The sequence below is a fragment of the Campylobacter sp. FOBRC14 genome (assembly GCF_000287855.1).
GTDB classification, from domain to species: Bacteria; Campylobacterota; Campylobacteria; order Campylobacterales; family Campylobacteraceae; genus Campylobacter_A; species Campylobacter_A curvus.
This window is the reverse complement of the sequence record NZ_ALJJ01000018.1, coordinates 319551-343854: the sequence shown is the minus strand read 5'-3', so window position 1 is coordinate 343854 and position 24304 is coordinate 319551. Positions and strand designations below refer to the sequence as shown.

Annotated in this window: 28 protein-coding genes, 1 tRNA gene and 1 pseudogene; 17 read left to right on the top strand and 13 right to left on the bottom strand. The window is 43.7% G+C overall.

Annotated elements, in window-relative coordinates; all coding sequences use genetic code 11:
- Nucleotides 1-6: 6 nt before the first annotated feature.
- From HMPREF1139_RS10665 to HMPREF1139_RS10630, 8 genes are all read left to right on the top strand, one after another.
- Nucleotides 7-501, top strand: coding sequence for a phage major tail tube protein (locus HMPREF1139_RS10665; protein ID WP_009651158.1), 495 nt, complete (start codon nucleotides 7-9; stop codon nucleotides 499-501).
- A 9-nt stretch (nucleotides 502-510) separates the two neighbouring features.
- Nucleotides 511-777: a hypothetical protein gene (locus HMPREF1139_RS10660; RefSeq protein ID WP_009651174.1), complete on the top strand. Its 267-nt coding sequence runs from the start codon at nucleotides 511-513 to the stop codon at nucleotides 775-777.
- Nucleotides 778-1118: 341 nt separating this feature from the next.
- On the top strand, nucleotides 1119-3371 hold the full coding sequence (locus tag HMPREF1139_RS11125) for a phage tail tape measure protein (protein ID WP_009651488.1): 2253 nt from the start codon (nucleotides 1119-1121) through the stop codon (nucleotides 3369-3371).
- Nucleotides 3372-3374: 3 nt separating this feature from the next.
- A complete protein-coding gene (locus HMPREF1139_RS10650) occupies nucleotides 3375-3746 on the top strand; it encodes a hypothetical protein (RefSeq protein ID WP_009651140.1) in 372 nt (123 codons plus the stop codon).
- 50 nt (nucleotides 3747-3796) lie between these two features.
- The gene (locus HMPREF1139_RS10645) at nucleotides 3797-4225 is read left to right on the top strand and encodes a hypothetical protein (protein ID WP_156795036.1); all 429 of its coding nucleotides are present in this window, start codon (nucleotides 3797-3799) and stop codon (nucleotides 4223-4225) included.
- Nucleotides 4222-4428, top strand: coding sequence for a tail protein X (locus HMPREF1139_RS10640; protein WP_009651210.1), 207 nt, complete (start codon nucleotides 4222-4224; stop codon nucleotides 4426-4428). Before HMPREF1139_RS10645 ends, HMPREF1139_RS10640 begins: the two co-directional genes overlap by 4 nt.
- Entirely contained in the window at nucleotides 4419-5339 is a 921-nt protein-coding gene (locus tag HMPREF1139_RS10635) for a phage late control D family protein (RefSeq protein WP_009651114.1), read from the top strand. Before HMPREF1139_RS10640 ends, HMPREF1139_RS10635 begins: the two co-directional genes overlap by 10 nt.
- 145 nt (nucleotides 5340-5484) lie before the next feature.
- Nucleotides 5485-5559 (top strand) — tRNA-Glu (locus tag HMPREF1139_RS10630).
- 547 nt (nucleotides 5560-6106) lie between these two features.
- On the opposite strand, the gene HMPREF1139_RS10625 is transcribed toward HMPREF1139_RS10630, so the two are convergent.
- Entirely contained in the window at nucleotides 6107-6409 is a 303-nt protein-coding gene (locus HMPREF1139_RS10625) for a c-type cytochrome (RefSeq protein WP_009651367.1), read from the bottom strand.
- A gap of 113 nt (nucleotides 6410-6522) precedes the next feature.
- On the opposite strand from HMPREF1139_RS10625, the gene gmhB reads away from it, so the two are divergent.
- The 4 genes from gmhB to gmhA are packed head-to-tail and all read left to right on the top strand — an operon-like array spanning nucleotide 6523 to nucleotide 9976.
- A complete protein-coding gene (gene gmhB / locus HMPREF1139_RS10620; RefSeq protein ID WP_009651255.1) occupies nucleotides 6523-7038 on the top strand; it encodes a D-glycero-beta-D-manno-heptose 1,7-bisphosphate 7-phosphatase in 516 nt (171 codons plus the stop codon).
- A complete protein-coding gene (rfaD, locus tag HMPREF1139_RS10615) occupies nucleotides 7035-8024 on the top strand; it encodes an ADP-glyceromanno-heptose 6-epimerase (RefSeq protein WP_009651147.1) in 990 nt (329 codons plus the stop codon). Before gmhB ends, rfaD begins: the two co-directional genes overlap by 4 nt.
- Nucleotides 8017-9423: a D-glycero-beta-D-manno-heptose-7-phosphate kinase gene (rfaE1, locus tag HMPREF1139_RS10610; protein WP_009651429.1), complete on the top strand. Its 1407-nt coding sequence runs from the start codon at nucleotides 8017-8019 to the stop codon at nucleotides 9421-9423. Before rfaD ends, rfaE1 begins: the two co-directional genes overlap by 8 nt.
- A complete protein-coding gene (gene gmhA, locus HMPREF1139_RS10605) occupies nucleotides 9410-9976 on the top strand; it encodes a D-sedoheptulose 7-phosphate isomerase (RefSeq protein WP_009651458.1) in 567 nt (188 codons plus the stop codon). The genes rfaE1 and gmhA overlap by 14 nt, the downstream gene beginning before the upstream one ends.
- An 18-nt stretch (nucleotides 9977-9994) precedes the next feature.
- On the opposite strand, the gene HMPREF1139_RS10600 is transcribed toward gmhA, so the two are convergent.
- Genes HMPREF1139_RS10600 through HMPREF1139_RS10585 form a run of 4 tightly spaced genes read right to left on the bottom strand, consistent with a single transcriptional unit; the run spans nucleotide 9995 to nucleotide 12925 of the window.
- Nucleotides 9995-10597 carry a tetratricopeptide repeat protein gene (locus HMPREF1139_RS10600; protein WP_009651191.1) on the bottom strand — a complete coding sequence of 201 codons (603 nt, stop codon included), beginning with the start codon at nucleotides 10595-10597 and terminating at the stop codon, nucleotides 9995-9997.
- A complete protein-coding gene (locus tag HMPREF1139_RS10595; protein ID WP_009651285.1) occupies nucleotides 10587-11252 on the bottom strand; it encodes a tetratricopeptide repeat protein in 666 nt (221 codons plus the stop codon). Before HMPREF1139_RS10595 ends, HMPREF1139_RS10600 begins: the two co-directional genes overlap by 11 nt.
- 9 nt (nucleotides 11253-11261) lie before the next feature.
- The gene (locus tag HMPREF1139_RS10590) at nucleotides 11262-12602 is read right to left on the bottom strand and encodes a dihydrolipoyl dehydrogenase family protein (RefSeq protein ID WP_009651378.1); all 1341 of its coding nucleotides are present in this window, start codon (nucleotides 12600-12602) and stop codon (nucleotides 11262-11264) included.
- A gap of 8 nt (nucleotides 12603-12610) precedes the next feature.
- Nucleotides 12611-12925, bottom strand: a complete 315-nt coding sequence (locus HMPREF1139_RS10585) for a hypothetical protein (RefSeq protein WP_009651490.1) — start codon at nucleotides 12923-12925, stop codon at nucleotides 12611-12613.
- Nucleotides 12926-12985: 60 nt separating this feature from the next.
- On the opposite strand from HMPREF1139_RS10585, the gene HMPREF1139_RS10580 reads away from it, so the two are divergent.
- Nucleotides 12986-13561: a tetratricopeptide repeat protein gene (locus HMPREF1139_RS10580; RefSeq protein ID WP_009651187.1), complete on the top strand. Its 576-nt coding sequence runs from the start codon at nucleotides 12986-12988 to the stop codon at nucleotides 13559-13561.
- A gap of 42 nt (nucleotides 13562-13603) precedes the next feature.
- Here the strand turns inward: HMPREF1139_RS10580 and prfB are convergent, their stop codons facing one another.
- Nucleotides 13604-14710: a peptide chain release factor 2 gene (prfB, locus tag HMPREF1139_RS10575; RefSeq protein ID WP_034966510.1), complete on the bottom strand. Its 1107-nt coding sequence runs from the start codon at nucleotides 14708-14710 to the stop codon at nucleotides 13604-13606.
- Nucleotides 14711-14831: 121 nt separating this feature from the next.
- Here prfB and panC point away from each other — a divergent pair, with 121 nt between their 5' ends.
- From panC to tilS, 3 genes are read left to right on the top strand one after another with little or no spacing between them, the layout of a single operon-like run.
- Nucleotides 14832-15653 (top strand): pantoate--beta-alanine ligase, encoded by an 822-nt coding sequence (panC, locus tag HMPREF1139_RS10570; RefSeq protein ID WP_009651303.1) that lies wholly within the window; start codon nucleotides 14832-14834, stop codon nucleotides 15651-15653.
- A 1-nt stretch (nucleotide 15654) separates the two neighbouring features.
- Nucleotides 15655-16989, top strand: coding sequence for a MiaB/RimO family radical SAM methylthiotransferase (locus HMPREF1139_RS10565; RefSeq protein ID WP_009651204.1), 1335 nt, complete (start codon nucleotides 15655-15657; stop codon nucleotides 16987-16989).
- Between the two features lie 10 nt (nucleotides 16990-16999).
- On the top strand, nucleotides 17000-17992 hold the full coding sequence (gene tilS / locus HMPREF1139_RS10560; RefSeq protein ID WP_009651415.1) for a tRNA lysidine(34) synthetase TilS: 993 nt from the start codon (nucleotides 17000-17002) through the stop codon (nucleotides 17990-17992).
- Here tilS and HMPREF1139_RS10555 read toward each other — a convergent pair.
- The 7 genes and pseudogenes from HMPREF1139_RS10555 to HMPREF1139_RS10525 all read right to left on the bottom strand — a co-directional run bounded on the left by HMPREF1139_RS10555 (nucleotide 17985) and on the right by HMPREF1139_RS10525 (nucleotide 22850).
- Nucleotides 17985-18527: a hypothetical protein gene (locus HMPREF1139_RS10555; protein ID WP_009651300.1), complete on the bottom strand. Its 543-nt coding sequence runs from the start codon at nucleotides 18525-18527 to the stop codon at nucleotides 17985-17987. The two genes, tilS and HMPREF1139_RS10555, sit on opposite strands and share 8 nt — an antisense overlap.
- Entirely contained in the window at nucleotides 18520-19041 is a 522-nt protein-coding gene (locus HMPREF1139_RS10550) for a membrane protein (protein ID WP_009651360.1), read from the bottom strand. Before HMPREF1139_RS10550 ends, HMPREF1139_RS10555 begins: the two co-directional genes overlap by 8 nt.
- The gene (locus HMPREF1139_RS10545; protein WP_009651296.1) at nucleotides 19038-20042 is read right to left on the bottom strand and encodes a hypothetical protein; all 1005 of its coding nucleotides are present in this window, start codon (nucleotides 20040-20042) and stop codon (nucleotides 19038-19040) included. Before HMPREF1139_RS10545 ends, HMPREF1139_RS10550 begins: the two co-directional genes overlap by 4 nt.
- Nucleotides 20043-20103: 61 nt before the next feature.
- A complete protein-coding gene (locus tag HMPREF1139_RS10540) occupies nucleotides 20104-20553 on the bottom strand; it encodes a hypothetical protein (RefSeq protein ID WP_009651180.1) in 450 nt (149 codons plus the stop codon).
- Nucleotides 20554-20702: 149 nt separating this feature from the next.
- Nucleotides 20703-21347 (bottom strand): annotated as a pseudogene (locus HMPREF1139_RS10535) (lysophospholipid acyltransferase family protein); the annotation flags it as partial.
- Nucleotides 21307-22608 carry a tRNA (N6-isopentenyl adenosine(37)-C2)-methylthiotransferase MiaB gene (gene miaB, locus HMPREF1139_RS10530; RefSeq protein WP_034966507.1) on the bottom strand — a complete coding sequence of 434 codons (1302 nt, stop codon included), beginning with the start codon at nucleotides 22606-22608 and terminating at the stop codon, nucleotides 21307-21309. The pseudogene HMPREF1139_RS10535 and the gene miaB, both read right to left, overlap by 41 nt.
- Nucleotides 22608-22850, bottom strand: a complete 243-nt coding sequence (locus HMPREF1139_RS10525; RefSeq protein ID WP_009651142.1) for an HP0268 family nuclease — start codon at nucleotides 22848-22850, stop codon at nucleotides 22608-22610. The genes miaB and HMPREF1139_RS10525 overlap by 1 nt, the downstream gene beginning before the upstream one ends.
- Nucleotides 22851-23001: 151 nt before the next feature.
- On the opposite strand from HMPREF1139_RS10525, the gene nusA reads away from it, so the two are divergent.
- Nucleotides 23002-24102, top strand: coding sequence for a transcription termination factor NusA (gene nusA / locus HMPREF1139_RS10520; protein ID WP_009651177.1), 1101 nt, complete (start codon nucleotides 23002-23004; stop codon nucleotides 24100-24102).
- The last annotated feature ends 202 nt before the right edge of the window (nucleotides 24103-24304 follow it).

Genomic DNA, 24304 nt, shown 5'->3' with positions numbered 1-24304 from the left:
TAAAAAATGTTAAAAGCGCAAGCATTTACAGGCGGAAATTTATTTATTGATGGCATCGGCTTAATGGGGGAAGTCGTTGAGGTGGAGTTGCCAAAGATAGAAAAAGAGACGATCGAAACAAGCAGTGGCATAGGTAAATTTGAAGCAGTTTTACCAGTTGTTAAGCCATTAAGCACAAAAATAACCGTAAATAACCTAAACGAGCTATATTTTAAAATGCTCGATAGCTCAAAGACGCAAAAGCTATACTTAAAAGCAAATGCTACAAACTCTAACGGCGACGATGAGCAAGTGATCGCCACTTTTGAGGGCAAGATTAAAAGCCTCGACGGTGCGAAATTTGAGTTTAACAAAGAGGCAAATTTAAGTTTTGAAGTAAGCCTTACATTTTATAAGCTCGAAGTAGCGGGATCAAGAGTAATTTTATATGATGCACTAAATCATATATTTGAAAATGACGGCATCGATATGTTTTCAAAAATACGCAAAAATATACTCTAAGGATAAAAAATGCCATTACAAAAAATCGAATTACCAAAAGAAAAATTTACATTTTCAGACGGCCAAGAAGTTTATTTAAAACCGCCTACATTGCTACAAATCCAGTCAGCAACAAAGAACGCAAAGGGCGATGAGATCGAGCAGGCTAAAAATTTACTTGTAGATATGAGCGAGGGCGAATTAAGCAAAGAATTTTTAAACGCTCTACCAATCGGCGAGTGGATGGAACTAAGCAAGATGATAAGCGCATTTATGGGCGTTGATGTAAAAAACTAATCGAGGGGATTGCGCTAATCACGCACTCCCTAAATTTTACATTAGCCGACGTTATGGGCTTAGAGTTTAATGAATTTGTAGATTATTTTGAGATCGCAAAACGTATAAATTCAAATTAAAGGGCGGCGTTGCTGCTCTTGCTTTTATAAATTTTAGCGATGGCAAAAAGAACAAGCAAAGGCACGCTTATATACCAAAACATGCAAGCTATTAATCCACCAACTATAAAAATAATCGGAAGTATCAAGCCAGCAAAAAGAGCACCTAGACAATCAAACACTTTAACCACCTTGTATAAAAATCACTAATATTTTACTAATATCAAAATAAAAAGGCAATATATGGCACAAGAAGCAACATTAACCTTTAATATGGAGCTTAAAGGGTTAAATAATATCTTAAAAGCCGTAGATAAAAGCACGATCTCGCTAGCAGATAAGCTAAACCAAAACATCAAAGCAGGCGTTGAAAAATATAATGAAGCTCTAAAAGAGCTAAAAGCGAACCCTTTTCAAAAAGCAGGTTTTCACACACAAATGGCAAAACTAAAAGCCGACTTGCAAAAGGCCACACGAGCTAAAATCCGCCTTGATATGGATGAGGCGAAACAAAAACTAGCAAATTTAAAGACGGAGATTGTTGCAAGTGTAGCATCAATAGCAGCAATAGCTGCGCCAATAAAAAGTGCCATTGATTTTGAAAGTGCAATGGCAGACGTTAAAAAAGTAGTGGATTTTAAGGACGATAAGGAAATAAAAGGCTTTTCAAACGAAATTTTAAAAATGAGTCAAGTAATACCAATGACCGCAGAGGGCTTGACGCAAGTTGCAGCAGCTGGCGGACAAATGGGACTAGCAAAAGACGAGCTTTTAAAATTTACCGAGATGGCAGCCAAAACCGCAGTAGCATTTGACATCACAGCAGAAAGCGCAGGCGATACGATAGGAAAGATAAAAAACATCTTATCACTAAGCCTTGATGAGACTGGTGAGATGATGGACGTTATAAACCACTTATCAAACAACAATGCCGCCAAAGCTGGCGAAATAGTCGAGGTTATGAAAAGGATCGCAGGCATCGGCAAACAAGTAGGCCTAGCAAAAGAGCAAACAGCCGCGCTTGCATCCACATTTATATCACTTGGTAAAGCACCAGAGACCGCAGCGACTGCATCCGAAGCTTTGTTAAAAAAATTAAACAATATAGAGTCACTCGGAGCCAAACAAAAAGCCGCTTTTAAAAAAACTGGGCTAAGTATAAAAAATTTCTCAGCGATGATGAGAAAAGATGCACAAGGAGCGGTTTTAAAATTTCTTGAAACTATGAATAATATCGAGCCACAAAAAAGAGGCGCTTTGCTTAGTGCCATTATGGGAACAAACTATGATAGTGATGTAGCCACACTTATAAGCGGTATGGATGTATATAAAAAATCACTTGATGAGGTTAGTAGCAAAGAAAAATTTTTAGGATCAAATGAAAAAGAATTTCAAGCTAGAAGCAACACTGTCGCAAATAAAATCCAGCTAATGAAAAATACATTAAATTCACTTAGTATAAGTATCGGCAATGTCTTTTTGCCATATATTAGCACGGCGATAGAAAAGATCACTGGCTTTATAAAAAAAATAACCGAATTTGCACAAAACAACGAGGAGCTTGTTAAAAAGATAGGCTTTAGCGTAGCAGCTTTTTTTAGCTTTAACGTGGCAATGACAACACTAAAGGCATCATCGGCACTCTTAACTCTATCGCTTGGCGGATACCGCCAAATTTTAACAATGTTGCCTTTTGACTGCCTAAAGCTAAGTGCATCATTAGCACAGTGTAATTTTGCATCCTTGGGATTTGTCGGCGGACTTAAAAAGATAGTTTTGAGCTTTAGGGCGTTAAGCCTTGCATTTTTAAGCAATCCAATCGGTGCTATTTTGGCAGCGATCGCAGTAGCTGGCGCACTAGTTTATAAGTACTGGGATCATGTAAAAGCCTTTTTTACTGGCTTTTTTGATGGACTAAGAAAAAATATAGCACCAGTTACGGACGTGTTTAATGGTTTTTTTGGCGCTATAAAATCGGCTTTTTCGCCTTTGATGCCTATATTTTCTAAAATATCAAGCTTTTTTAGTTCGCTCTTTGGGCAGAGTATCGCCACAAAAGAGGAGATCGAGGGGCTAACAAACGCAGGGGCTAAATTTGGCGAGATAGTCGCAGCGGCGATCAACTTTGTACTATCCCCTTTAAAATTTATGATCGAGCTTATCACATCGGCAATAAGCGGCGTAAATACACTAATAGATAGCTTTAAAAAGCTCGATATAAGCGGTGGATTAAAAGATATGCTAGGAGTTGGCGACGGCGCAGATCGGAGTTGGTACAATCCTTTAAATTTATTCTATGACAGCAAGCCAAAAGCGCAAAACACAAATGGAGCGATCGGTCAAGCCATCGAAGCCAAGAATTTAAGCGTAGCAAATAGCAAAAATAACACGATCAACGACAATAAAGTCGTAAATATCACAATGCAAGGATCAAGTGCCACGCCGCAAGCAGTGGCTAAAGCGGTGCAAAATTCAAGTTATAGTTATGGAGATTGATAAATGAGGATAATCACGATCGACAAGTATATCTTTAGTGTAGATGACAATGTCGCAGGCATCGAAAAAAACTTAAGCGTGAGCTATGACAAGCAAAATACGATCACAAGACCGATTTATACACATTTAGGCGGCTTTGATGAGGAATTTAGCTTTGAGGCGACTATCTTGCTCGATGATGTTTTTAAATTTAGGGGCTTTGAGGATCTGGTAAAGCAGGCACGCCCACTAAAAATATCTGCCTTTGATCTCGTGCGAGATAACTATATACTCATCTACTCGATGACACAAAGCACCGATAACTTTGTCAAGCTCTTTTTTAATGGCATTTGGTACTACACAAAAAAGATCAGAATTTCAGGCTATCTAATATGAGCGATTTTAATCAATTTAGCAAAGAAGTCACGAGAGTGTTAAGAAATGCTATGAATAGGACACTTACGAAAGTATCAAAAGAGCAAAGAGATCTAATCGCAAAAAGAGTGTCGATAAAAAAGCGATACCTTGATAAAAAGCGACTTGTAAGACGTGGAGCGAGGGCGGATGATCTAAGTATAAAAATCTTTGCGATGCCAAAGGCGATAACCCCTTTTATGCTCGAGACTCACGCAAGACCAAAGGCAGGAGACTATGGCATACCAAAAGGCAAGCATTTTTATGTTAGAGGGCTTACCAGCACAAGACAGAACAAAGGCAATACAAGCGGCTTTTTAACTGGGCAAGCAGTAGCAAAAGATGGCCGCCGGTTTTTTTATCTGCGTAAGCTATCCGATCTTGACACAGAGGCGCTAAAAATAAGCGATGCCATACTAACAAAGGCGGAGTATATCTTTTCTCAGGAGTTAAAAAAATGAAAATTTATATTGCAAAAGATGATGAGAGTTTGGATATGATATGTTTTAAATTTTACGGCTCTTTGGATCAAAGCGTATATAGCGAGTTTTTAAGGGAAAACGAGCATTTACTGAGCAAAACAAAGCTAAAAAATGGCGATGAGGTTAATTTGCCTCAAATCGAGATAAAAACAAAGACAAAGGCAAAATATCTATGGGAGTAGCAGGATTTAGAGCGCCACAAATCAAAATTTTATATAACGGCGTTGATAAAACGGATTTGATACCTTGGATCGATATAAGCATAGACGACTACGAAAGCGACGAAAGCGACGTTTTAAATGTGCTTATGCACTGGAGCGCACCACTGCCACGCGAAGAAGACGAGATTAAAATTTACATAGACGGCGCTTTTTTGGGCGATTTTACGATCGCCACGATCAAATATAATTATAAACAAAGCTACGAGATTGAGGCAATATCGGCGAATTTTTTTAAAGCCTTTAGGGAGAAAAAGAACCGAACTTTTAAGCAACAAAGCTACGAGCAAATTTTAAGATCGATCGCAAAAGAAAATGGCTATAATATCAAGATCGACTTTGCGAGAATGGACGAAGTAGGCGACATCGAGCAATATGATCTAAGCGACTGCGCATTTTGTAAAAAGATCGCCGATGATCTTGAAATAACCTTTTGCGTGAAAAATAAAACACTCATTTTCATAGATAAAGACCACGACCACGACCGAGTAGAATACACGATCATAGAGGACGAGATCATCGACTTAAACTACCAAATCAATCATACGAAAAAATATAACGCTTGCGAGATAAAATGGTTTGATAGCGAGCAAAACAAATCAAGAGTTAGCAAGGTTGGAGTAGGCACGCCAGTTTTAAAATTTAGCGACTTTGCACGTGATGAAGCGGAGGCACTATCAAAAGCTCAAGCAAAGCTTAAAAGGCAGCAAAATAGTGTATTAGCTGGCACAGTCTCAATACATGGCCGCCCATTTTTTGCAGGCGGTTATATCAATATCAAGCTAAACGACGAGCCAAAGACACTAAGAGCAATAATCTCAAAAATATCGCATAAAATAAGCAATAACTGGCTTAGCACAATCGAATTTTTTTAAGCAAAATGTTACGATAGGAAACGAACCGAAAAAATAAAATTGCTTTACGGAGCAGTTACGGAGTTAAGCAAAGCTTAAAGTGTTAAGTGCTAAACTTTCGGCGTTTTTATGCAGTTTTGCGGTCTCTACACGGGGCACCATTTTCGGCCCATTCGTCTAGTGGTTAGGACACCAGCCTCTCACGTTGGTAACACGAGTTCGAGTCTCGTATGGGTCACCATTTTAATTTATAAAATATCAATCTCAATAATCTATATCAGCAAAAAATCGTTCGAAATTTTATATACTCCAGAGCAATCAAATCTTATGAAGCGATACTATCGTCGTCGTTTTGATGTTCGTATCTATGTCAGGCGATCCTAGAGTGAGTAAAATTCGCGAAGGGCCTTTTTAGGTGTTTAAGATAGAGTCAAATTTTATATTTAATAGGCTCTGTTTTAATAAATCATTGACACTCGCTTCGCAAACCTTGCTCGCTCCAGGAGCGACCTAGCACGGACGCGAACAGCGTTTGTGCGGGAGCGAGTAGCCGAACATATAGCACGATTTTTTCTGCTTCGTTGCACTCGCAACTGCGAGCAGACCGCGTTTAGCCTGTGGCTTCTCTGGAAATCGGCGGTGATAGCGTCGCTTCACAAGGTTTTTACTCGAATGCTGTTCGCATTCTCCTGCTTTGAAAGCTAAAAATCAATGAAATATTGTAGCAAAGCCATTTAATAATATAGTGATCAATGAAAGTAGATAGAGGGCAAAGTCGCCCTCGATGATTATTTTAGAGTTTGGATATACTCGGCTACTGCCTGAGCGTCCGCATCGTTTAGTGGAGTCGCGATAGGCTTCATCATAGCTCCCATGCCGTAGGAGTTTTTGCCTGTTTTATACTCTTTTAGAGCGGCAACGATAGTGGCTGTATCAAGAGATGAGAGCGCAGGGACTTTGTTGTTGAACATTTTCTCGGCTTTTTGCCCGTGACAGGCGATACATTTTTTGTATATAGTCGCGCCATCAGCCGCGAACATCGAGCTTGCGAGCATAGCTGCAATACCAGAAACGATCAGAATTTTTTTCATTTTTCATCCTTTTTAAAAAAATAGTTCAAATTATATTATAAAAACATAAATTTAAACTTGATTGCGAAGTTTATATCGGTAATAGTTTAAATAATTTTAGCTATAATCACGAGATGAGTAAAATTTTAGGCAATAAAGCGCTATTTCTAGATCGAGACGGCGTCATAAATGAAGATACCGGGTATGTTTGCGATATCGCAGATTTTAAATTTCGCGAGGGAATTTTCGATGTTTTGCGTAAATTTTGCGAGCTTGGTTACAAGCTCATCGTCGTGACGAACCAATCAGGCATAGGACGAGGCTACTACACGCAAAAGCAATTTGAAATTTTAAACGATCATATGCTGGGCGAGTTTAAAAAGCGCGGTGTAAATATCACAAAGGTATATTTTTGCCCGCATGCTCCCGAGGCTTCGTGCGAATGTCGCAAGCCAAAACCAAAAATGATCCTGGACGCCGCTTTGGAATTTGGCATAGACCTTGAGGGATCCGTCATGATAGGCGATAAGCCAAGCGATGTATTGGCCGGTCAAAATGCCGGCGTAGGGCAAAATTTCTTACTTGACGGGCAAAATTTCAAGAGTGTGAACGATGTTTATGAATATATGAAAAAGGAAAAATTATTATGAATTTAGACGGTAAAAACATAGTCGTAACTGGAGGCGCAGGCTTCATCGGCTCGGCCTTGGCGCATTATCTCGACGAAAATTTCAAAGACGCGCGCGTTTTGGTCGTGGATAAATTTAGAAGCAATGAGACCTTTAGTAACGGGAATTTAAAGAGCTTCGGGCATTTTAAAAATTTACTGGGCTTTAAAGGCGAAATTTTTGCAGGCGATATAAACTGCAAAGACACCTTGCAAAAGATAGCGGATTTTAGGCCGGACGTGATCTTTCACGAGGCGGCGATCTCGGATACTACGGTTCGCGAACAAGACGAGCTTGTAAAAACTAACGTAAACGCCTTTGTAAATTTGCTAGACATCTGCGAAAGCGGTGGTACAAAAATGGTTTATGCGAGCTCCGGCGCTACATACGGCAACGCAAAAAGCCCGCAAAAAGTCGGCGAATGCGAAGCCCCAAACAACGTATACGGCTTTAGCAAGCTCGCGATGGATAATATCGGCAAAATCTACGCCAAGCGCGGTGTAAGTGTAGTCGGACTGCGATATTTCAATGTTTACGGCAAGGGCGAGTTTTTCAAAAACAAGACCGCATCGATGATCTTGCAGTTTGGGCTTCAAATTTTAGCTGGCAAAGCGCCGCGATTATTTGAGGGAAGCGACAAGATAAAAAGAGATTTTGTATATATAAAAGATATCATAAATGCGAATTTAAAGGCCCTTGACGCGCCAAGCGGCGTTTATAACGCAGCGACGGGAAGGGCCAGAAGCTTTCAGGATATCGCCGATATATTGCAGCGTGAGATCGGCGTAAATTTGGGGAACGAATACATCAAAAACCCATACCTAGGCTCTTATCAGTTTCACACCCAAGCTGACATCGAGCCGACCAAAAAAGCCCTGGGATACGAAAGCCAGTGGAGTCTCGAAGAGGGCATAAAAGACTATTTGCCGGAGATAAAGAGGATCTTTAAGGAAGAGATAAATGACTAAGAAGGTTGAAATTTTAGTCGTCGGCGATCTTATGCTCGATCATTATATCTGGGGTAGCTGCGATCGTATCTCGCCAGAAGCTCCCGTGCAGGTCGTCAAGATAGCAAAGGAGACGCATCGCCTAGGCGGAGCGGGCAATGTCGTGCAAAATTTGCTCGCTCTTGGAGCGAAGGTCAGTGTCGCAAGTGTCGTCGGAGACGATGAAGTGGGGCTTCGCATAAAAAATATGCTTAGCGAGCTTGGTGCTGGTGGTGGGCTGATACTTAGCGAGAAGGGTCGCGAAAGCTCAATAAAAAGCCGCGTGATGGCTTCTCATCAGCAAGTCGTGAGGATAGATAAAGAAAGTGCCGTCAAAATAAATTTAGAGTCCGAGCTCGTGCAAAAAGTGACTGAAAATTTAAAGAATTTCAGCGTCGTTTTGCTTAGTGACTACGGCAAAGGCGTCCTTAGCGACAAGGTCTGTCAAGACATCATAAACGAGTGCGTGCGGCTTGGTATCCCGGTGCTGATAGACCCTAAAGGCAACGACTATTCAAAATACAAAAACGCAACGCTACTTACTCCAAATCGCAAAGAGGCGAGCGAGGCGACCGGCATCGCTATAAAAAATACCAGCGATCTAAGAGCCGCCATAATGAAGCTCAAAAACGAGCTTAACCTAAAATACTCCATCGTCACGCTCTCGGAGGAGGGCATCGCGCTTTTTGATAAGGAGCTTGAGATCTTCCCTGCCGAGGCTAAAGAGGTCTTTGACGTCACTGGTGCCGGAGATACGGTGCTCGCGACGCTTGGGTTTATGCTGGCTAGTAAAAAAGATATCAAAGAAGCTATCAAAATGGCAAATTTAGCCGCCGCCGTGGTAGTCGCAAAGATAGGAAGCGCGACGGCAAATTTTGGCGAGATAGAGGAGCTTTTACGAAGTAGGGCGAACGCGGAATTCGAGCATAAGATAAAAAGCGCTGAGCAGGTGGCTGAAATTTTATCTCAAAGAGGCGAGAAAAAGGCCGTTTTCACGAACGGCTGCTTTGATATCTTGCACGCAGGGCATACGAGGTATCTTGCTAAAGCGCGCGATTTTGGTGATATTTTGATCGTAGGGCTAAATTCCGACGCATCGGTGCGCAGGCTAAAAGGCGAAAGCCGCCCGATAAATTCGCAGCTTGATAGAGCTTGCGTGCTTAGCGGGCTTGGATTTGTCGATTATGTCGTGATATTTGACGAGGATACGCCCCTAGAGCTCATCAAAAAGCTAAGGCCGGACATCCTCGTAAAGGGTGCGGACTACGAGGGCAAAGAGATCGTTGGAAGCGATATCGTAAAAGACGTTAGGCTCGTTGAATTCGTAGATGGCAAGAGTACTAGCGCGATAGTAAAAAGGATAAAAGATGCTGATAAATGAGATGATAAAAAATGAATTTAATGCGCATTTGCAGACTTTAAACGAGACTGTAAAGATGAGCGAGCAGCTACAAAAAGCTTGCGAAATGGTCGTTCGCGCCCTAAAGAACGGCGGTAAAATTTTGATATGCGGAAACGGCGGGAGCGCGGCTGACGCGCAGCATTTTGCCGCCGAGCTTACGGGTAGATACAAAACCGAGCGCAAGCCACTTGCCGGCATCGCCCTCACTACGGATACTTCGGCGCTTACGGCTATCGGGAACGACTACGGATACGACACGGTGTTTTCTAGACAGCTTGAAGCGCTTGCGCGTGAGGGCGACTTGCTCGTGGCGATCTCGACTAGTGGAAATAGCAAAAACGTGCTAAACGCGCTTGAGGTCGCTAAACGCCTTGGCGTGGCTACGCTTGGCTTTAGCGGCAAAGGCGGCGGAGCTATGAACGAAAAATGCGATCTAAATTTGGTCGTCCCAGCCAGCGATACCGCGCGAATTCAAGAGATGCATATCTTTTTCGTGCATACGATCTGCCAAGCCGTAGATATGGCGTATTGATGCAGCGCGCGGTTGGTTTTACTCCGCACACTTTCCAAATTTACAAGCTCGCTTGAAAAGCGCTTTTGCCTTGGCTTCGTCATTGCTTAGCTTTGCTAGCAGGTAGCAAGCCTGTGCGTATTCGAGTTCGCAGCTTTTAGCGAGTAGAGAGAGGCTTTTTGCCGCGCTTTTATCCTTGTCGGTTTTGTTCGCGCTTGAGCCATATACTGCCAAAGCCTCGTTATAGCAGCCTACGCCGTCGCCATTTTGGCAGGCTAATTTATATAATTCAAGCGCCTTTTTAAGATCGATCTTCTCATCGACTAGCCCTTGCTCGTAAATTTGACCGAGATTTGAGCATGCAGTCGCTAATCCGTTGTCGCAGGCCTTTTCGTAAAATTTCTTAGCCTCGCTAAAATTTTTAAGCGTGCTGAAATTTACAGCCAGGTTGTTGCAAGATATCCCGTCGCCGCTTTCGCATTTTGCGCTCAAGGCCTCTTGCTCGGAGGCGGCTTTTTGCCGGGCGACCTCCTCGTCGCTTTGCCAAAAGCCAAAGCTCACGATCTTTTGCCATGACCAGCAGCCGCTAAAGCCAAACGCGACCGCCAGTACGATGGCGAAATTTAAAATTTTAGTTTTCACTGATCTGACCTAGCTTGACCCCGAGCCGTTTCATCTGCGGGCAAGCCTTATTTAGGCCGCGAAAGCACGCGACTTTGTAAATTTTATATGCGCGCATCTCGTCTTTGTTCACGCCAAGTCCGAGCTCATACATCGCGCCTATGTTTGCGCACGAAGGGATGTCGCCGGACTCGCAAGCGTTGGTATAAGCGCGCATAGCCAGGTAATAATCCTGCGCGACGATCTCGCCCTTACGATATGCGTTGCCTAGGTGGTAGCAAGACTGCATGCCGCCGTTGTTGCAGCTGGTTTTGTAAATTTCGATCGCACGTTTAGGATCTTTTTTCGTTCCCAGACCTTGCTCGTAAAGAAGCCCCAGGTTCGAGCAGCCAAGCTCTACGCCCTTATCGCAAGATTTTTTATAGTTTTCAAAAGCCTTGTCGTACTCTTTTAAAAACTCGTAGTTTGCGCCCAGATCGTTGCATGCGCCAGCATCGCCGTTAGCACATTGTGGCGTCAAAACGACGATAGCGTTTTGTGAAATTTGCTGTTTGTTTTGCAGCGTCGTTTGATTGTCGTTTTTTTGCCATTCGTCGGTGCTAGGCTGACCGACTTTGGCCGTTTGCAAACATCCCGTGAAAAAAAGTGCTATCAAAAACACTAAAATTGCTCTCATGATCGTCCTTTAAAACTGCCCAAACAAGTCGTTCAGAGCTTCGCTGATGCTTGGGTGTGTGAAGATTTGATTTTTAAAAAAGCCTGCGTTCGCCTTAAAATTCATCGCTATGGCGACCTCGTTGATGATCTCGTGCGCGTAGATGCAGTGAAACGCCGCTCCCAAAATTTCGCCGCTTTTGTTATCGACTATCGCTTTTAGCATGCCGATATCGTGATTTACGACCTTTGCGCCGGGGACTGCGCTCATGCTAAGCTTTAAAATTTTGATATCTTTGCCAAGTGCGGTCGCCTCCTTTTGGCTAAGACCGACTTTAGCCAGGGGCGTTTGCGTAAATAGCGTATTTGCGTGTATGGCGCGGTTTTTGGTGCTTCGCTCGCCTTTACCGAAAATTTTGTCAAACACTATGCGAAAGTCATCTAGGCTCGTGTATGTAAAGAGCTCGCCGCCTCGCACATCGCCCACGGCGTAGATGTTTGGCGTATCGGTTTGTAGAAATTCATTTACGACGATATTGCCTTTTTCGTCTATCTTGACACCGACTTTGTCTAAATTTAGCCCCTCGGTCACGGCTTTGCGTCCCATAGCGAGCAAAAATGCGTCGGCGATTATGCTTTTTGACATGCCGCCTTGACTGAAATTTAGGCCTCTGCCCATTAGGCTCGAGATGTTGCAATCCTCTAAAATTTCGATGCCCTGTGCGACTAGCGCCTCTTTTACGCTATTAGCGACGTCATCGTCCTCGTTTTTCATAAATTTGCCACGTCCTACGATCGTGACCTTCGAGCCAAAGCCTGCAAACATCGAGGCAAACTCCAGCCCGATAAAGCCGTTTCCTACGATTACCAGGTGCTTTGGCAGGGTTTTTAGATTTAAAATTTCAGAGCTTGTATAGGCGATATCCGACTTCACCTCAAACGGCGCGTCGGCCTCTTTGGAGCCCGTGTTTATGACGATGGTGTCACCGTCGATCAAGCATTTGCTGCCGTCTGCGGTCAAAATTTCGACTGAATTTTTATCGAGGAAATAGCCCACTCCATCGATGACGTCGATGTTCGGGTTATCTTTTAGCATGCCTAAATTTTTAGCTCTGAGCGCGGTTATGAGTTTATCTTTCGTCTGGATAGAAAGCGTGTAATAATCACCCTCGACGTTATTGTTTACAAATTGCGCCTCTTTTGCCGCGGTGACTAGACGCTTTGTGGGTATGCAGCCTATGTTGATGCACGTTCCGCCGTACATTTGCGGCGATCTTTCTATGAGGGCGACCTTTTTCCCTAGCGCTCCGGCCTTTGCGGCTAGCGTCTTGCCGGCCTTACCAAATCCTATGACTATGATATCGTATTTCATATTTTTCCTTAAAATTTACCTAGTATGTAGTATGTCGTATCGTTTATTTTTTTTAGTTTCATTTTATATTTTTTGGACCAATTGTCGATGATCTCGTCCACGCGCTGCTTGATCTCGCCAATGGTCGCGATATTTTTTATCTTTAGCCTATCCTCGCTGCCGCTCATCGCCACGAAGCAAAGATGCGGCTTTAGATGATCGTTTAAAACGACGACGCTTTGAGGCTCGAGCCCGTCGGTGTTGTTTAAAATCCTGCGCATCTGCTCACCCGTAGCGCTATCGACATTATAGCCCAGCTGCGTTAAAAGTGCGTTATGATCCATTTATCCGTCCTTTAAAAATGTAAAATTTTTATTAGGATTATAAGATTTTTTAGGATAAAATTGGCTAAATTTTGGGGGAGCGACGTGAGAAAATTTATATTGAGCGTTTTGGCGGTTTTGCTTTTTGTCGGGTGTGCGAGTGAGCAAGTAGATGAAATTTTAGGCCTTTCAAAGCCTAAGGACGATCCTGAAGTCGTCCAGATGATGGACGCGATATATCTTCACAATCAAAAAGAATATAAAAAGGCGTTTCGTCGCTTCGAGCGCTATGCAAAAGAGGGTAACGTGCTTGCGATGTATCAAGTGGGCTTGTGCTATCGCGACGGCCTTGGCGTGAGTAAAGATATGCTGCGAGCGTTGTTTTGGTTCAAGACTGCCGGCAGATACGGACACAAAGATGCACTGCGAAATGCAGGATACATCTACGAATACGGCCTTGGCGTGAACAAAAACGTCAAAAAGGCTATGGCGTATTATTATGAAGCGGTAAATTTAGGCTCAAACGAGGCTGCTTTCGAGCTTGGCTCGCTATATCTTTTGCAAAACGAATTCAAAGACGCGAGATATTTTTTAAACCTCTCTTGTGGCGGTGGCGTCAAAGAGGCCTGCGATAAGCTGGCAACGATGAAATTTTAAATTTGCCAAATTGTAAGCATTTTGCTTGCAAAATTTCGTTATCTAGCTTTGATCCGTGCTTTTTTGACTGATCAGCACGCCTTCGATCATCTTTTTTATATCGCCGTCAAGTATCGCATCGGTCTGGCTAAACGCCTGCCCGCTGCGGTTATCTTTGATTTGCTGATAAGGGAAAAGCACGTATGAGCGGATCTGATGACCCCAGCCGATCTCGCTTTTTTCCACGCTGTTGCTTGCCTCTTGTTGTTTCATGAGCTCCAGCTCGTAAAGGCGCGATTTTAGCATTTTCATCGCTGTGGCGCGATTTTTGTGCTGGCTACGATCGTTTTGACACTGCACGACGATGCCTGTTGGCATGTGAGTGATGCGGATGGCGGACTCGGTTTTATTTACGTGCTGGCCGCCTGCGCCGCTAGCACGGTAGGTGTCGATCTTTAGGTCTTTCTCCTCGATCTCTATCTCGATGTCATCGTCTATCTCGGGGCTCACCATAACGCTTGAAAAGCTCGTATGGCGGCGTCCGGCGCTATCAAACGGGCTCGTGCGTACGAGGCGGTGGATGCCGTTTTCCGCCTTTAGATAGCCGTATGCGTTCTCGCCTTTAACGATGAAGCTCACGTCTTTTAGTCCCGCTTCGTCGCCCTCTTGAAAGTCCAGCGTCTCGACCTTAAAGCCCTCTCGCTCGCAAAAGCGCAGATACATACGATATAGCATGCTCGCCCAGTCGTTGCTCTCGGTGCCGCCGGCTCCCGGGTGGATCGAGATGATCGCATTTTTATTATCATCCTCGCCGCTAAGCAGCATCGAAATTTCAAGTGCGGTTATCTTATTTTCAAGCTCAGTAGCGTCATCAAATAGCGAATTTAACGTCTCTTCGTCGCTTTCAGAATTTGCCAGCTCGTAAAGCTCCTTTGCGTCATCGACGGCAGCCTTGGCGTTTGTAAATTTTGCGAGCATATTTGAAATTTTAGTCTTTTCTTTGTTCAATGCGCCCGCCTTTGCGATATCTTGCCAAAAATCAGGCTCATGCTCCAGCCTTTCTATCTCCTGTAGGCGCTCTTTTATGCTTTGTGGCTTGATGATCGAGCCGATGTTTTCGACCTTGGTGTTTAGTCTCTTTAAAAGCTCGGTGTATTCGTAGTTATCCAAAATTTTCTCCATTAAATTTTTAGCGCATTCTAGCCAAATTAAGCTTACATTTTAAATTTAATCCTTAGTTCAATCCTTTTTTGTTAAAATGACCGCTTAAATTTTATTAAAAGAAGTAAAAATGTTGATACTAAAAACAGTAAAACAGCTACAAGAATTTGTAGCTTCGGCTGGCGACGAGATCGGCTTTGTGCCGACTATGGGTGCACTACATGACGGGCATATGAGCCTTATCAAAAAATGCGTGAGCGAAAATGCTGTGAGCATCGTCTCGACCTTTGTAAATCCTACTCAGTTTTTGCCGGGTGAGGATCTGGAAAAATATCCTAAAAAAGAGGAGAGCGATATCAAAATTTGCGAGCTTTGCGGCGTTAGCGCGATGTTTATCCCGGACGCTAAGGAGATGTATTTTGACGATGAGCCTTGTATAATCGCGCCTAAAAAATACTCGAGCATTTTGGAGGGCAAGAGCCGGCCGGGGCATTTTGACGGAGTTTTGCGCGTATTGGTAAAGCTTTTTAACCTTACTCGCGCAAAGAGAGTTTATATGGGCAAAAAGGACGCCCAGCAGCTAGTCATTGTACAAAATATGGTAAAAACGCTATTTTTAAATTTGCAGGTCGTGCCTTGTGAGATCGTGCGCGAGAGCGACGGACTGGCGCTTTCTAGCAGGAACGCCTATCTTAGCGAGGAGGATAAATGCAACGCTCTTCGTTTGTCGCGCGCACTCATCAACGCTTCAAATTTGATCAAAGGCGGCGAGCTTGACACCTCCGAGATCAAGACGGGCATGCTAAAGACGCTTGAGCCGCTTACGGTCGATTACGTCGCGATAGTGGATAGGGATTTTAACCAAATTTCAAAAGTCGAGCTTGGCAATACGATAATCCTGGTCGCCGCAAACGTCGGCAAGACGCGCCTCATCGATAACATCTGGGTATAAAATGTCTGCAGCAAATTCAGCAAAAAGCGGCGGTAAGCTTCATCTCGTATCGCTTGGGTGCAACAAAAATTTAGTCGATAGCGAGATAATGCTGGGGCGTCTTAGCAACTACGAGCTTACAAACGAGACCCGCGAAGCAGACGTTATCATCGTAAATACCTGTGGCTTCATCGCCTCTGCCAAAGAGGAGAGCGTGCGGGTGATACTTGAGATGGCGGATGCCAAAAAACAAGGTGCGACGCTCGTAGTAACGGGCTGTCTCATGCAGCGCTACCGTGAGGAGCTCATGCGCGAGCTTCCGGAGGTAGATTTATTCACTGGCGTGGGGGATTATGACAAGATCGATGAAATTTTACTGAAAAAGCAAAATTTATTTAGCCCCGGCACTTATCTGCAAAGCAGTGAGGATCGCGTGATAACGGGCTCAAACTACCACGCGTATATCAAAATTTCAGAAGGTTGCAACCAAAGATGCAGCTTTTGCGCGATCCCAAATTTTAAAGGCAGGCTAAAGTCTCGCTCGCTTGAAAATATCGTGAACGAGGTAAAAAATTTAGTCAAAAAAGGTTTTTATGACTTTAGCTTCCTCTCGCAAGACAGTAGCTCTTATATGCGCGATCAAGGCGTGAAAGACGGGCTCATAGAGCTCATAGACGTAGTCGAAAAGATAGATGGCGTAAAGAGCGCGCGCATACTTTATCTCTATCCTAGCACCGCTTCAGACGCACTCATCGAGCGTATCATCGCCTCGCCAGTGTTTCACAACTATTTTGATATGCCTATCCAGCACATCAGCGAAAAGATGCTTCGTTTGATGAAGCGAGGAAGTGGCAAAGATCGCATAATGCAGCTTTTAAAGATGATGAGAGCGGCTCCTGGTTCGTTTTTGAGAACGGGCGTGATAGTGGGCCATCCGCTTGAGAGCGATGATGACTTTAACGAGCTTTGCGCACTGTTTGACGAGATAAAATTTGACCGCGTGAGCGCGTTTGCGTATTCGCGCGAGGAGGATACGGCCGCTTTTGATATGGCGCAAGTGCCTACAAAAACGATCTCAAAGCGGCTAAGTATGATCGAAAAGATAATCAAAAGTGAGATAGACGCGAGCTTTAAGGCTCAGCTTGGTAAGCGCGTAGTAGCGAGCCTGGAGGGGCAAAGCAGCGAGGGCGAGATGTTTTTTGGCGCCAAGATGGACATCTGGGATAAAGATATAGACGGTGAAATTTTGATAAACGAGAGCGAGCTGGAGGAGCTTGAAGTGGGCGGAAGGTATCTTTGCGAGATAACGGACATCGCACCTGAAAAGCTGATAGCTCGTGTGCTAAAGCGAGCCTAGGACAGCGGCCATGAGCGAGTGGATAGAGGCGCACCTGCTTGAAAAGCTAAAGGGCGTGAAAAATCTGCTTGCTTTCTCTCACGGTGTCGATAGCACCGCGCTTTTTTATATTTTAAACGACGCTGGCGTAGGCTTTGATATCGCGATAGTAGATTACAACGAGCGCGCCCAAAGTAAGGACGAGGTCGCGTCAGCCAGGGCTTTAGCGGCTAAATTTGATAAAAAATGTTTTACTAAAAGCGTGAATCTTAGCCGATCGAATTTTGAATGCACCGCAAGAAAGGCGAGATATGAGTTTTTCGCTGAAATTTGCGCCAAAAATGGCTATAAAAATTTGATCTTGGCACATCAGCTGGATGATAGATTCGAGTGGTTTTTGATGCAGCTTGCCAAGGGCGCCGGGCTAAACGAACTGCTTGGAATGAGCGATTTTGAGAGGCGAAAGGACTACGATATACTTAGGCCGCTGCTTAAATTTAAAAAGTCTCAGCTCGAAGCTTTTTTAAAAGAGCGAGGGCTGAACTACTTCATCGACGAGACGAATTTCAGCCATAAATTTAAACGAAATTTCATGCGTCAAAATTTTAGCGAGCCGTTTTTGACGCGATTTTCAAATGGCGTGATAAAAAGCTTCGAGCTTTTACAAGGCGACGCACAGACGTTACGCTCTAGCTTTACCTCGGTCACAGATAAAATTTATCTCGTTAAAAAGGACGAGAGCGCTATGCGCGGTGTGGATAAGGTCTGTAAAATTTTAGGCGTTTTGATGAGTGAGGCTCAAAGAAAAGAGTGCGAAAGATGCCTCGAAAAAGGTTGCGTCATATCGGGCAAGGTCGCGGTCGGAGCTAATGAAAATTTCATCCTCGTAACGCCGTTTGTAAGTGCGAGCATGGATAAAAATTTTAAGGAGAGATGCCGCGTTTTAAGAGTGCCGCCGATCAATCGCGGCTATCTTTACAGCGTAAATTTTGACGTCGGGATTTTAAGGCAAAATCTTATCTAAGCCCATAAACTCGTATATTAAAGGTCGTATGGATCTTGTCGTTCTCGCCCTTCATCGTTATAGGAAATTCCGCTTTTATGATGCTTTCGTATTTACCCAGTGCGTCAAGGAAATCGTAAAATTTCTGCGGAGTTCTGAGCGAACTCGTGACATTTAGCTGATATCTGAAAAATTTCTCGGTGCTGTTTGCGTCTAAATTTTCATCGCCAAGCTCGCTGAGACTGACCTCGCTAAAATATGTCGAGGCGAAATTTATGAATTTGTCCTTATCGAATTTTTTATCATAAGAGCCGATTATGAATTTATCCTTTTCTTTCATTGCCTCAAGAGTCGCAAATTTTGTATCGTAGCTTTGCTTGACTTTGGCGTAAGAGGCCATTTGAGAGCGGTTCTCGTGGTTTAAATTTTTATATTCTTTGATGTTTGGGACGATAAAACCAAAGATCATCACGAGGCAAACTATAATGAAAATAAAAATATACAGCAAGAGCTTGACCATGTCGATCTTTTCTAAGCTCGTGTCTTTTTTACTCATTGTAGCCCTCGGAGTTGTCTATTTTATTTGTGCTTATAAAGCCGTACCAGCCGTTTTTGGTCTGATAAAAGCTTGTATTTGATGTCGTGAATATCGATCTTAGCGGCGAGGCCAAGAGCTGGTTGAAGACGTCTTTAGTCGGCGTTATGCCTCGTATGATGAGTGAATTTTTATCCATAAAAACCTCTTCAAGCGTTATGCTGTCAGGCACTAAGTCAAAGAGGTTGTGAAGGCTTTGCTTGAGGATAGAATTTGACGTATAGATGTCCATCGCAGCGTCTATTTGTGTAGATAGTTTTGCCGTAAGCTCATCGGTCTGGATACTTCTTTGATTTAGATGCTCCTGCTCGATCGCCAGTTTTTGGGTGTTTTGCGAGATCGAGTAGTTTTTATAAACGATGAAAAAATTTATCACTAAAAGCATCGCGAAAACAAAGCTGATAAGTAGCATCCACAGCTTGCTGAATATGCTTAATAGCGGCCTTGGCTCGGGTGTAACGAAACTAAAAGTCATAGCGGTATCTCTTTTTGCATGAGCTCGTTCATTATATGTAGCGTATTTATCGGATAGACGGAGGTTTCGACGAAGAGCTCCGCTTGCAAGTATTGCACGAAAGTCGCGCTCGTTTTGGTATTTTCAAATATCACTACTTGCTCTATGAAATCGCCATCGTATATTGGATTTTGATAAAATTCCTTCATCGCTGCGGTGATATAGCTAAACATACTCATATCTCGGCCAAAGATCGCGACCGATTTTTCGACGTTTGTGGACGCAGGCATATTAAGTTCGTAGTTTAGGTCTTCAAAATCCTTTAGTTTATCGCCGTTTAGCATCTCGTCTAGGCTCTTGAAATCATCTAAAGATCCCGCGTCCTCTTCTTCTTTGATGATGAGGTTGTCGATATCCGTTATGTCCTCTTCTTTGAACATTTGATCGTCTGAAGGAGCGCTTTGACTATCCTCTATCCTAAAAAATGTCGATAGCTTCATTTGCTTGTTTTTAAAGATAGAAAGCGCGAAAGAGTCCGCGTGTATATAAAGATAAAGTGTGGTCTTGGGCGAAATTCCGCGTTTTAAGAGCTCAAAAAACATCAAAGATATAGGCGAGTAGATGAGATCCACGCTACCATCGCCAAAGGTATCTCTGACCTTTTTAATAGCCAAAAGATCGGCGTAAATGCTCCAATCATCTTGCATTTTCAGGCTTGTTAGGCCATATGAGCTTATGTTGAATTTTTTGTATTCTTCCTCGTGGACGGTCGGCACCGCTCCTTGCGAATCCTCATTGAAAAATAGCGAGACATATACGCCAAAATAGCTCTTTTCTTGAAGCTTTATGTAGTCGATGACCTTTTGATCGACATTTTGCGGGTCTATATCGGTAAATTTAGCGTTTATCGTTTTTATCACCTTGCCATTTCTAAAAACGCGTCCGTAAAATAGGCATTCCGTTCCTTCTATGACGGCGCTTAAAAATAAATTTGAAAAGAGGCGGCGGATAGAAAACGACATGATGCTCCTAAAATTTAATGCGTGATTTCATAATATTACCCAAAAAACGCATTAAAAAAAATTAAAAGAGTTCATTTTTTAATTTGACGAAATTTTCTCTCATATTTTTCGCCTCATTTTTTAGATCGCTGTCAAGTAGCGGGCTGTCTTGCAGCTGCGAGTAGCCCTCTATCATGATGTCGCACATCAGCTTTATGCGCTCACGGTCAGCGTTGCTTACTTCATTTTGGCTCATTTGTTTTATATTTCGCAGATATTTTTTGCCCTCGTTTATGTAGGCTGTAAATTTCAGCGCGATCTTACTTTGATTTACGAGAGTGCTCGCCATTTTGTTGTAATGATCAAGCTCTAATGCTCTTTGACTGAGCTTGAAAGCCTCGTCGAAATTTCCTATCTCGTAGTAAAATTTTGCTTTGAAAGAGAGCTGATATGAGCCGTTCGTCTCGAAAAACAGCCAGCCTGCTATGATGATGAATATCGACAAAAATACAGCTGCCAGCTTCGCTCTCATTTTGCTTCTTTTTCTAAAATTTCTCTTAGTTCATTGCTGATTTGAGGATTTTTGCTCTCGTTTTTCGCCCACCAAATTTTTAAATTTTGGATAAAGTCGTGTTTGTGGCTTTGCACGCTTTTGCCACCGTCTTTTTGCGATGCCGTCCAAAGCTCGTTTTGTATCCGCTCTTTTGCTGCTTCGATGCTAAGGGCATTTACGTCAAATGGGCGCGAGAGGCTGAAATTTATCTTGCAAAAGGGCTTTGGCAGTATCATCTTGTCCCAGCTTTTAAACTCCCAAAATGAGCTTGCCTCGTAGTTTAGCACGTAAATTTCGCTATTTGTTTTCTGCGCGATGATGACGGCTCCGTCTGCGACGCTATGCCTTGGCCCGCGCGGGCCATCAGGTGTAATGATGACATCTGTGCCGCTTTTTATGTCTTGCAGTGCCGTTATCAGCGCCTTTGCACCGCCTTTTGAGCTGCTGCCCCTTATAGCGCCTATGTCAAAAAGCTTCATTACGCGAGTGATGAGCTCGCCGTCTTTGTGATCGCTGATTATCACTTTTGCCGGTTTTTTGATCGGTTGCCACCATTTTTTGTAGGCGTAGCTCATAAAGGCCAGTCTGCCGTGCCAAAAGACGACTACGCAGCCTTTTTGAGGCACTTTTACGCCGTTATCCCGGTAGCTTTTTTTGCAGGTTAAAAAGATGAGTCGCATGAGCGCATAGATGAGATAAACGCTTATGCTTATTTTGAAATTTTGCCATTTGCTAGTTTGCGAGCTCGCCATAAAGCACCATTCGCTTTGGATCTGTTATCTTTACTTTTAGCGTCCTGCCCAGTAGCTCCTCGCTGCCATTTACTTGAACGAGAAAGTTATTGAAGCTGCGTCCGGCAACGCCGCCATTTGCGCGAAGCTCTTCGAAATATACATCTAAAATTTTGCCCTCTTGCGCCGCGACGATCTCGTCTAAAATTTCGTTGTGGCGGCTTTGCAGGCGTGTTAAGCGTGCAGACGCGGTGGCTTCGTCGATTTGATTGGTAAATTCCGCCGCCTTTGTCATCGGGCGTGGCGAATACTTAAAGCTAAAAATTTGCTCGAATTTTACCCTTTCAAGCACGTCCATCGTGTCCTCAAACTCCGCGTCGCTCTCGCCAGGAAATGCGACGATGATGTCAGTCGAGATGCTCACGTCCGGGCACATTTCGCGCAGTTTTGCGGCTCGGTCTAAAAACCACTCTTTCGTGTAGCCGCGCTTCATCTCGCGTAGGACTTTGGTGTTGCCGCTTTGAAGTGGCATATGCATGGACTTGCAAATTTTAGGATTTTGCGAGAAAATTTCAAGAAATTTATCGTCCATGTGAAGCGGATGAGGGCTGGTGAAGCGGATGCGCTCGACGCCTGCGACTTCGCTGATACGCACGAGCAGGTCGCTAAAATCGATCTTTTCGTGCGCGCCAGAAAAACGTTTGCCGTAGTTATTTACGTTTTGCCCGAGCAAAAATATCTCTTTTGCTCCGTTTGTGGCGGCCTTTTCGACCTCACGCAGGATCAAATTTGCAGGGATGGAGATCTCGTCGCCGCGTGTGTGTGGGACGATGCAGTAGGTGCATTTTTTATCGCAGCCTATCGAGATATTGATATGGCTTTTGTAGGGCGAGCCGCGAAATTCGCCGAATGCATACTCGCTCTCGTCGTGGTTGATGTCGGTGCTGATAAATTTAGGTGTCTTGACGGCGGTTGAAATTTTACTGACGTTTCTTGCGCCAAGCACGAAATCAACGTAAGGAGCGCGTTTAAAAATTTCGTCCCCGAGGTGGCTTGCAGTGCAGCCGCAAACGCCGATTTTTGCGCCGTTTTTTTTGGCTTTTTCAAAAGCTCCGACCTCGCTAAAAAGCTTATGCACGGGCTTTTCGCGCACCGAGCAGGTGTTGATTAAAATGAGGTCGGCTTCTTCTAAATTTTGCGTGAGCGTGTAGTCCTCTTTTTGCGAGAGCTCGGCGATGATGTGCTCGCTGTCTCGCACATTCATCGCGCAGCCTAAGGTCTGTATGAAAAGCTTTTTACTCATTAAAGTATGTGGACTTCATACATATAGTCATTGTCGTCAAGCCCGTATCTAACGGTCCTGTGATAGACGCTTAGCCCTTTTTCTTCGAAAAATTCGACCAGGGCGATCAGCTGTTTGTGGCTGTTTTCTTTATCGAAATAAAAAATTTTCTGCCCCTCTTTGCTAACTGCGGCCTCGATCTTATCAAGCGAGATAGTTTTTGGTTTTGCGTCTATCTCGGTTCTAGCAAGTTTTAGCTCCATTTTTCATCCTTATTTTAGCTTTTTTGAATTCGTGAGTATATCAAAAAGGTAATAAAACTCTCATTAAAGTTTTTATTAGTATCAAAATTGTATAATTGCCAAACTTCACGATTAAAAATCCCCAAAATTTTATCGTCATAACGGAGGAATAATGGAAAGAATTTCAGATATTATCGAGTCCATAGCAAACGAAAAAGGCTTGCAGATAGACGATGTCAAAGAGCGCGTCATAAGAGCGCTCATAAACACCGCAAAACGCGTTTATAGCGAGAACTACGAATATGACGTTACAATCGATGCAAATAAAAATTTAAAGCTTTATCAAAAAATTTTAATAGTCGCAAACGATGATGAGCGCCTAAATGAGGATAATGAGCATTTTATCAGTCTAAAAGAGGCCAAAAAGATCGATAGTGGCGTTGAAGTGGGCGATGAGCTCACATACGAGTTAAGCCTTGATAACCTCGGCAGGACCGCAGCTCAGACGCTTCACAAAGAGCTTGAATACCACATCCAGCGCCTAGTCGAGGAGAAAATTTTTCAAAAATACGACGAAATGGTCGGACAGATGGTCTTTGGCTCGGTCGTACGCGTAGACAACGACGAAAATACATATATCGAGATCGACGAGCTTCGGGCGATCTTGCCTCGTAAAAACCGCATAAAAGGGGAGAAATTTAAAATAGGAGACGTCGTAAAAGCGGTTATCCGCAAGGTATTTACGGATAAAAATTTAGGCATCAGAGTCGAGCTGTCTCGCACATCGCCTAAATTTTTAGAAGCTCTGCTAAAAGCCGAAGTACCGGAGATCAAAGACGGTGGCATCATCATACAAAATAGCGCCAGGATACCGGGCGAGCGGGCTAAGGTCGCGCTCATCTCGACTACTCCAAACATCGATCCCGTGGGAGCTACCGTCGGCACGAAAGGCGTGAGGATAAACGCCGTCAGCAAAGAGCTTCATGATGAAAACATCGATGCGATCGAGTATGCGAGCGAGCCGGCGATATTTATCTCTCGTGCGATGGCACCTGCGATCATCAGCTCTGTCAAGATAGACGGCAACAAGGCCATCGTTAGCCTAGTAGGCGAGCAAAAGAGCAAAGCCATCGGCAAAAACGGCATAAATATCCGCCTAGCCAGTATGCTGACAGGATTTGAGATCGAGCTAAATGAGCTTGGAGCTAGAAATGCCGCCGATAGCGAAAACAAAGAGCCTGTCAAGGACCTAAAAGCGCTTTTTGGCGACTGATCGGATTTAGCGCACCTAAGCTCAAAATTTCAATATCGAGCAAATTTTAAACCCTCCGTAAAATTTACAAAAATATGCTCTTAAATTTAATGGTTCTGTTTTAAAAAAGCGTTATTGCTCTTACACGAACGCTTTACAAATCTTATACGCTTCCAGGAGCGACCTAGCACAGACGCGAACAAGGTTTGAAAGTTAAAATAAA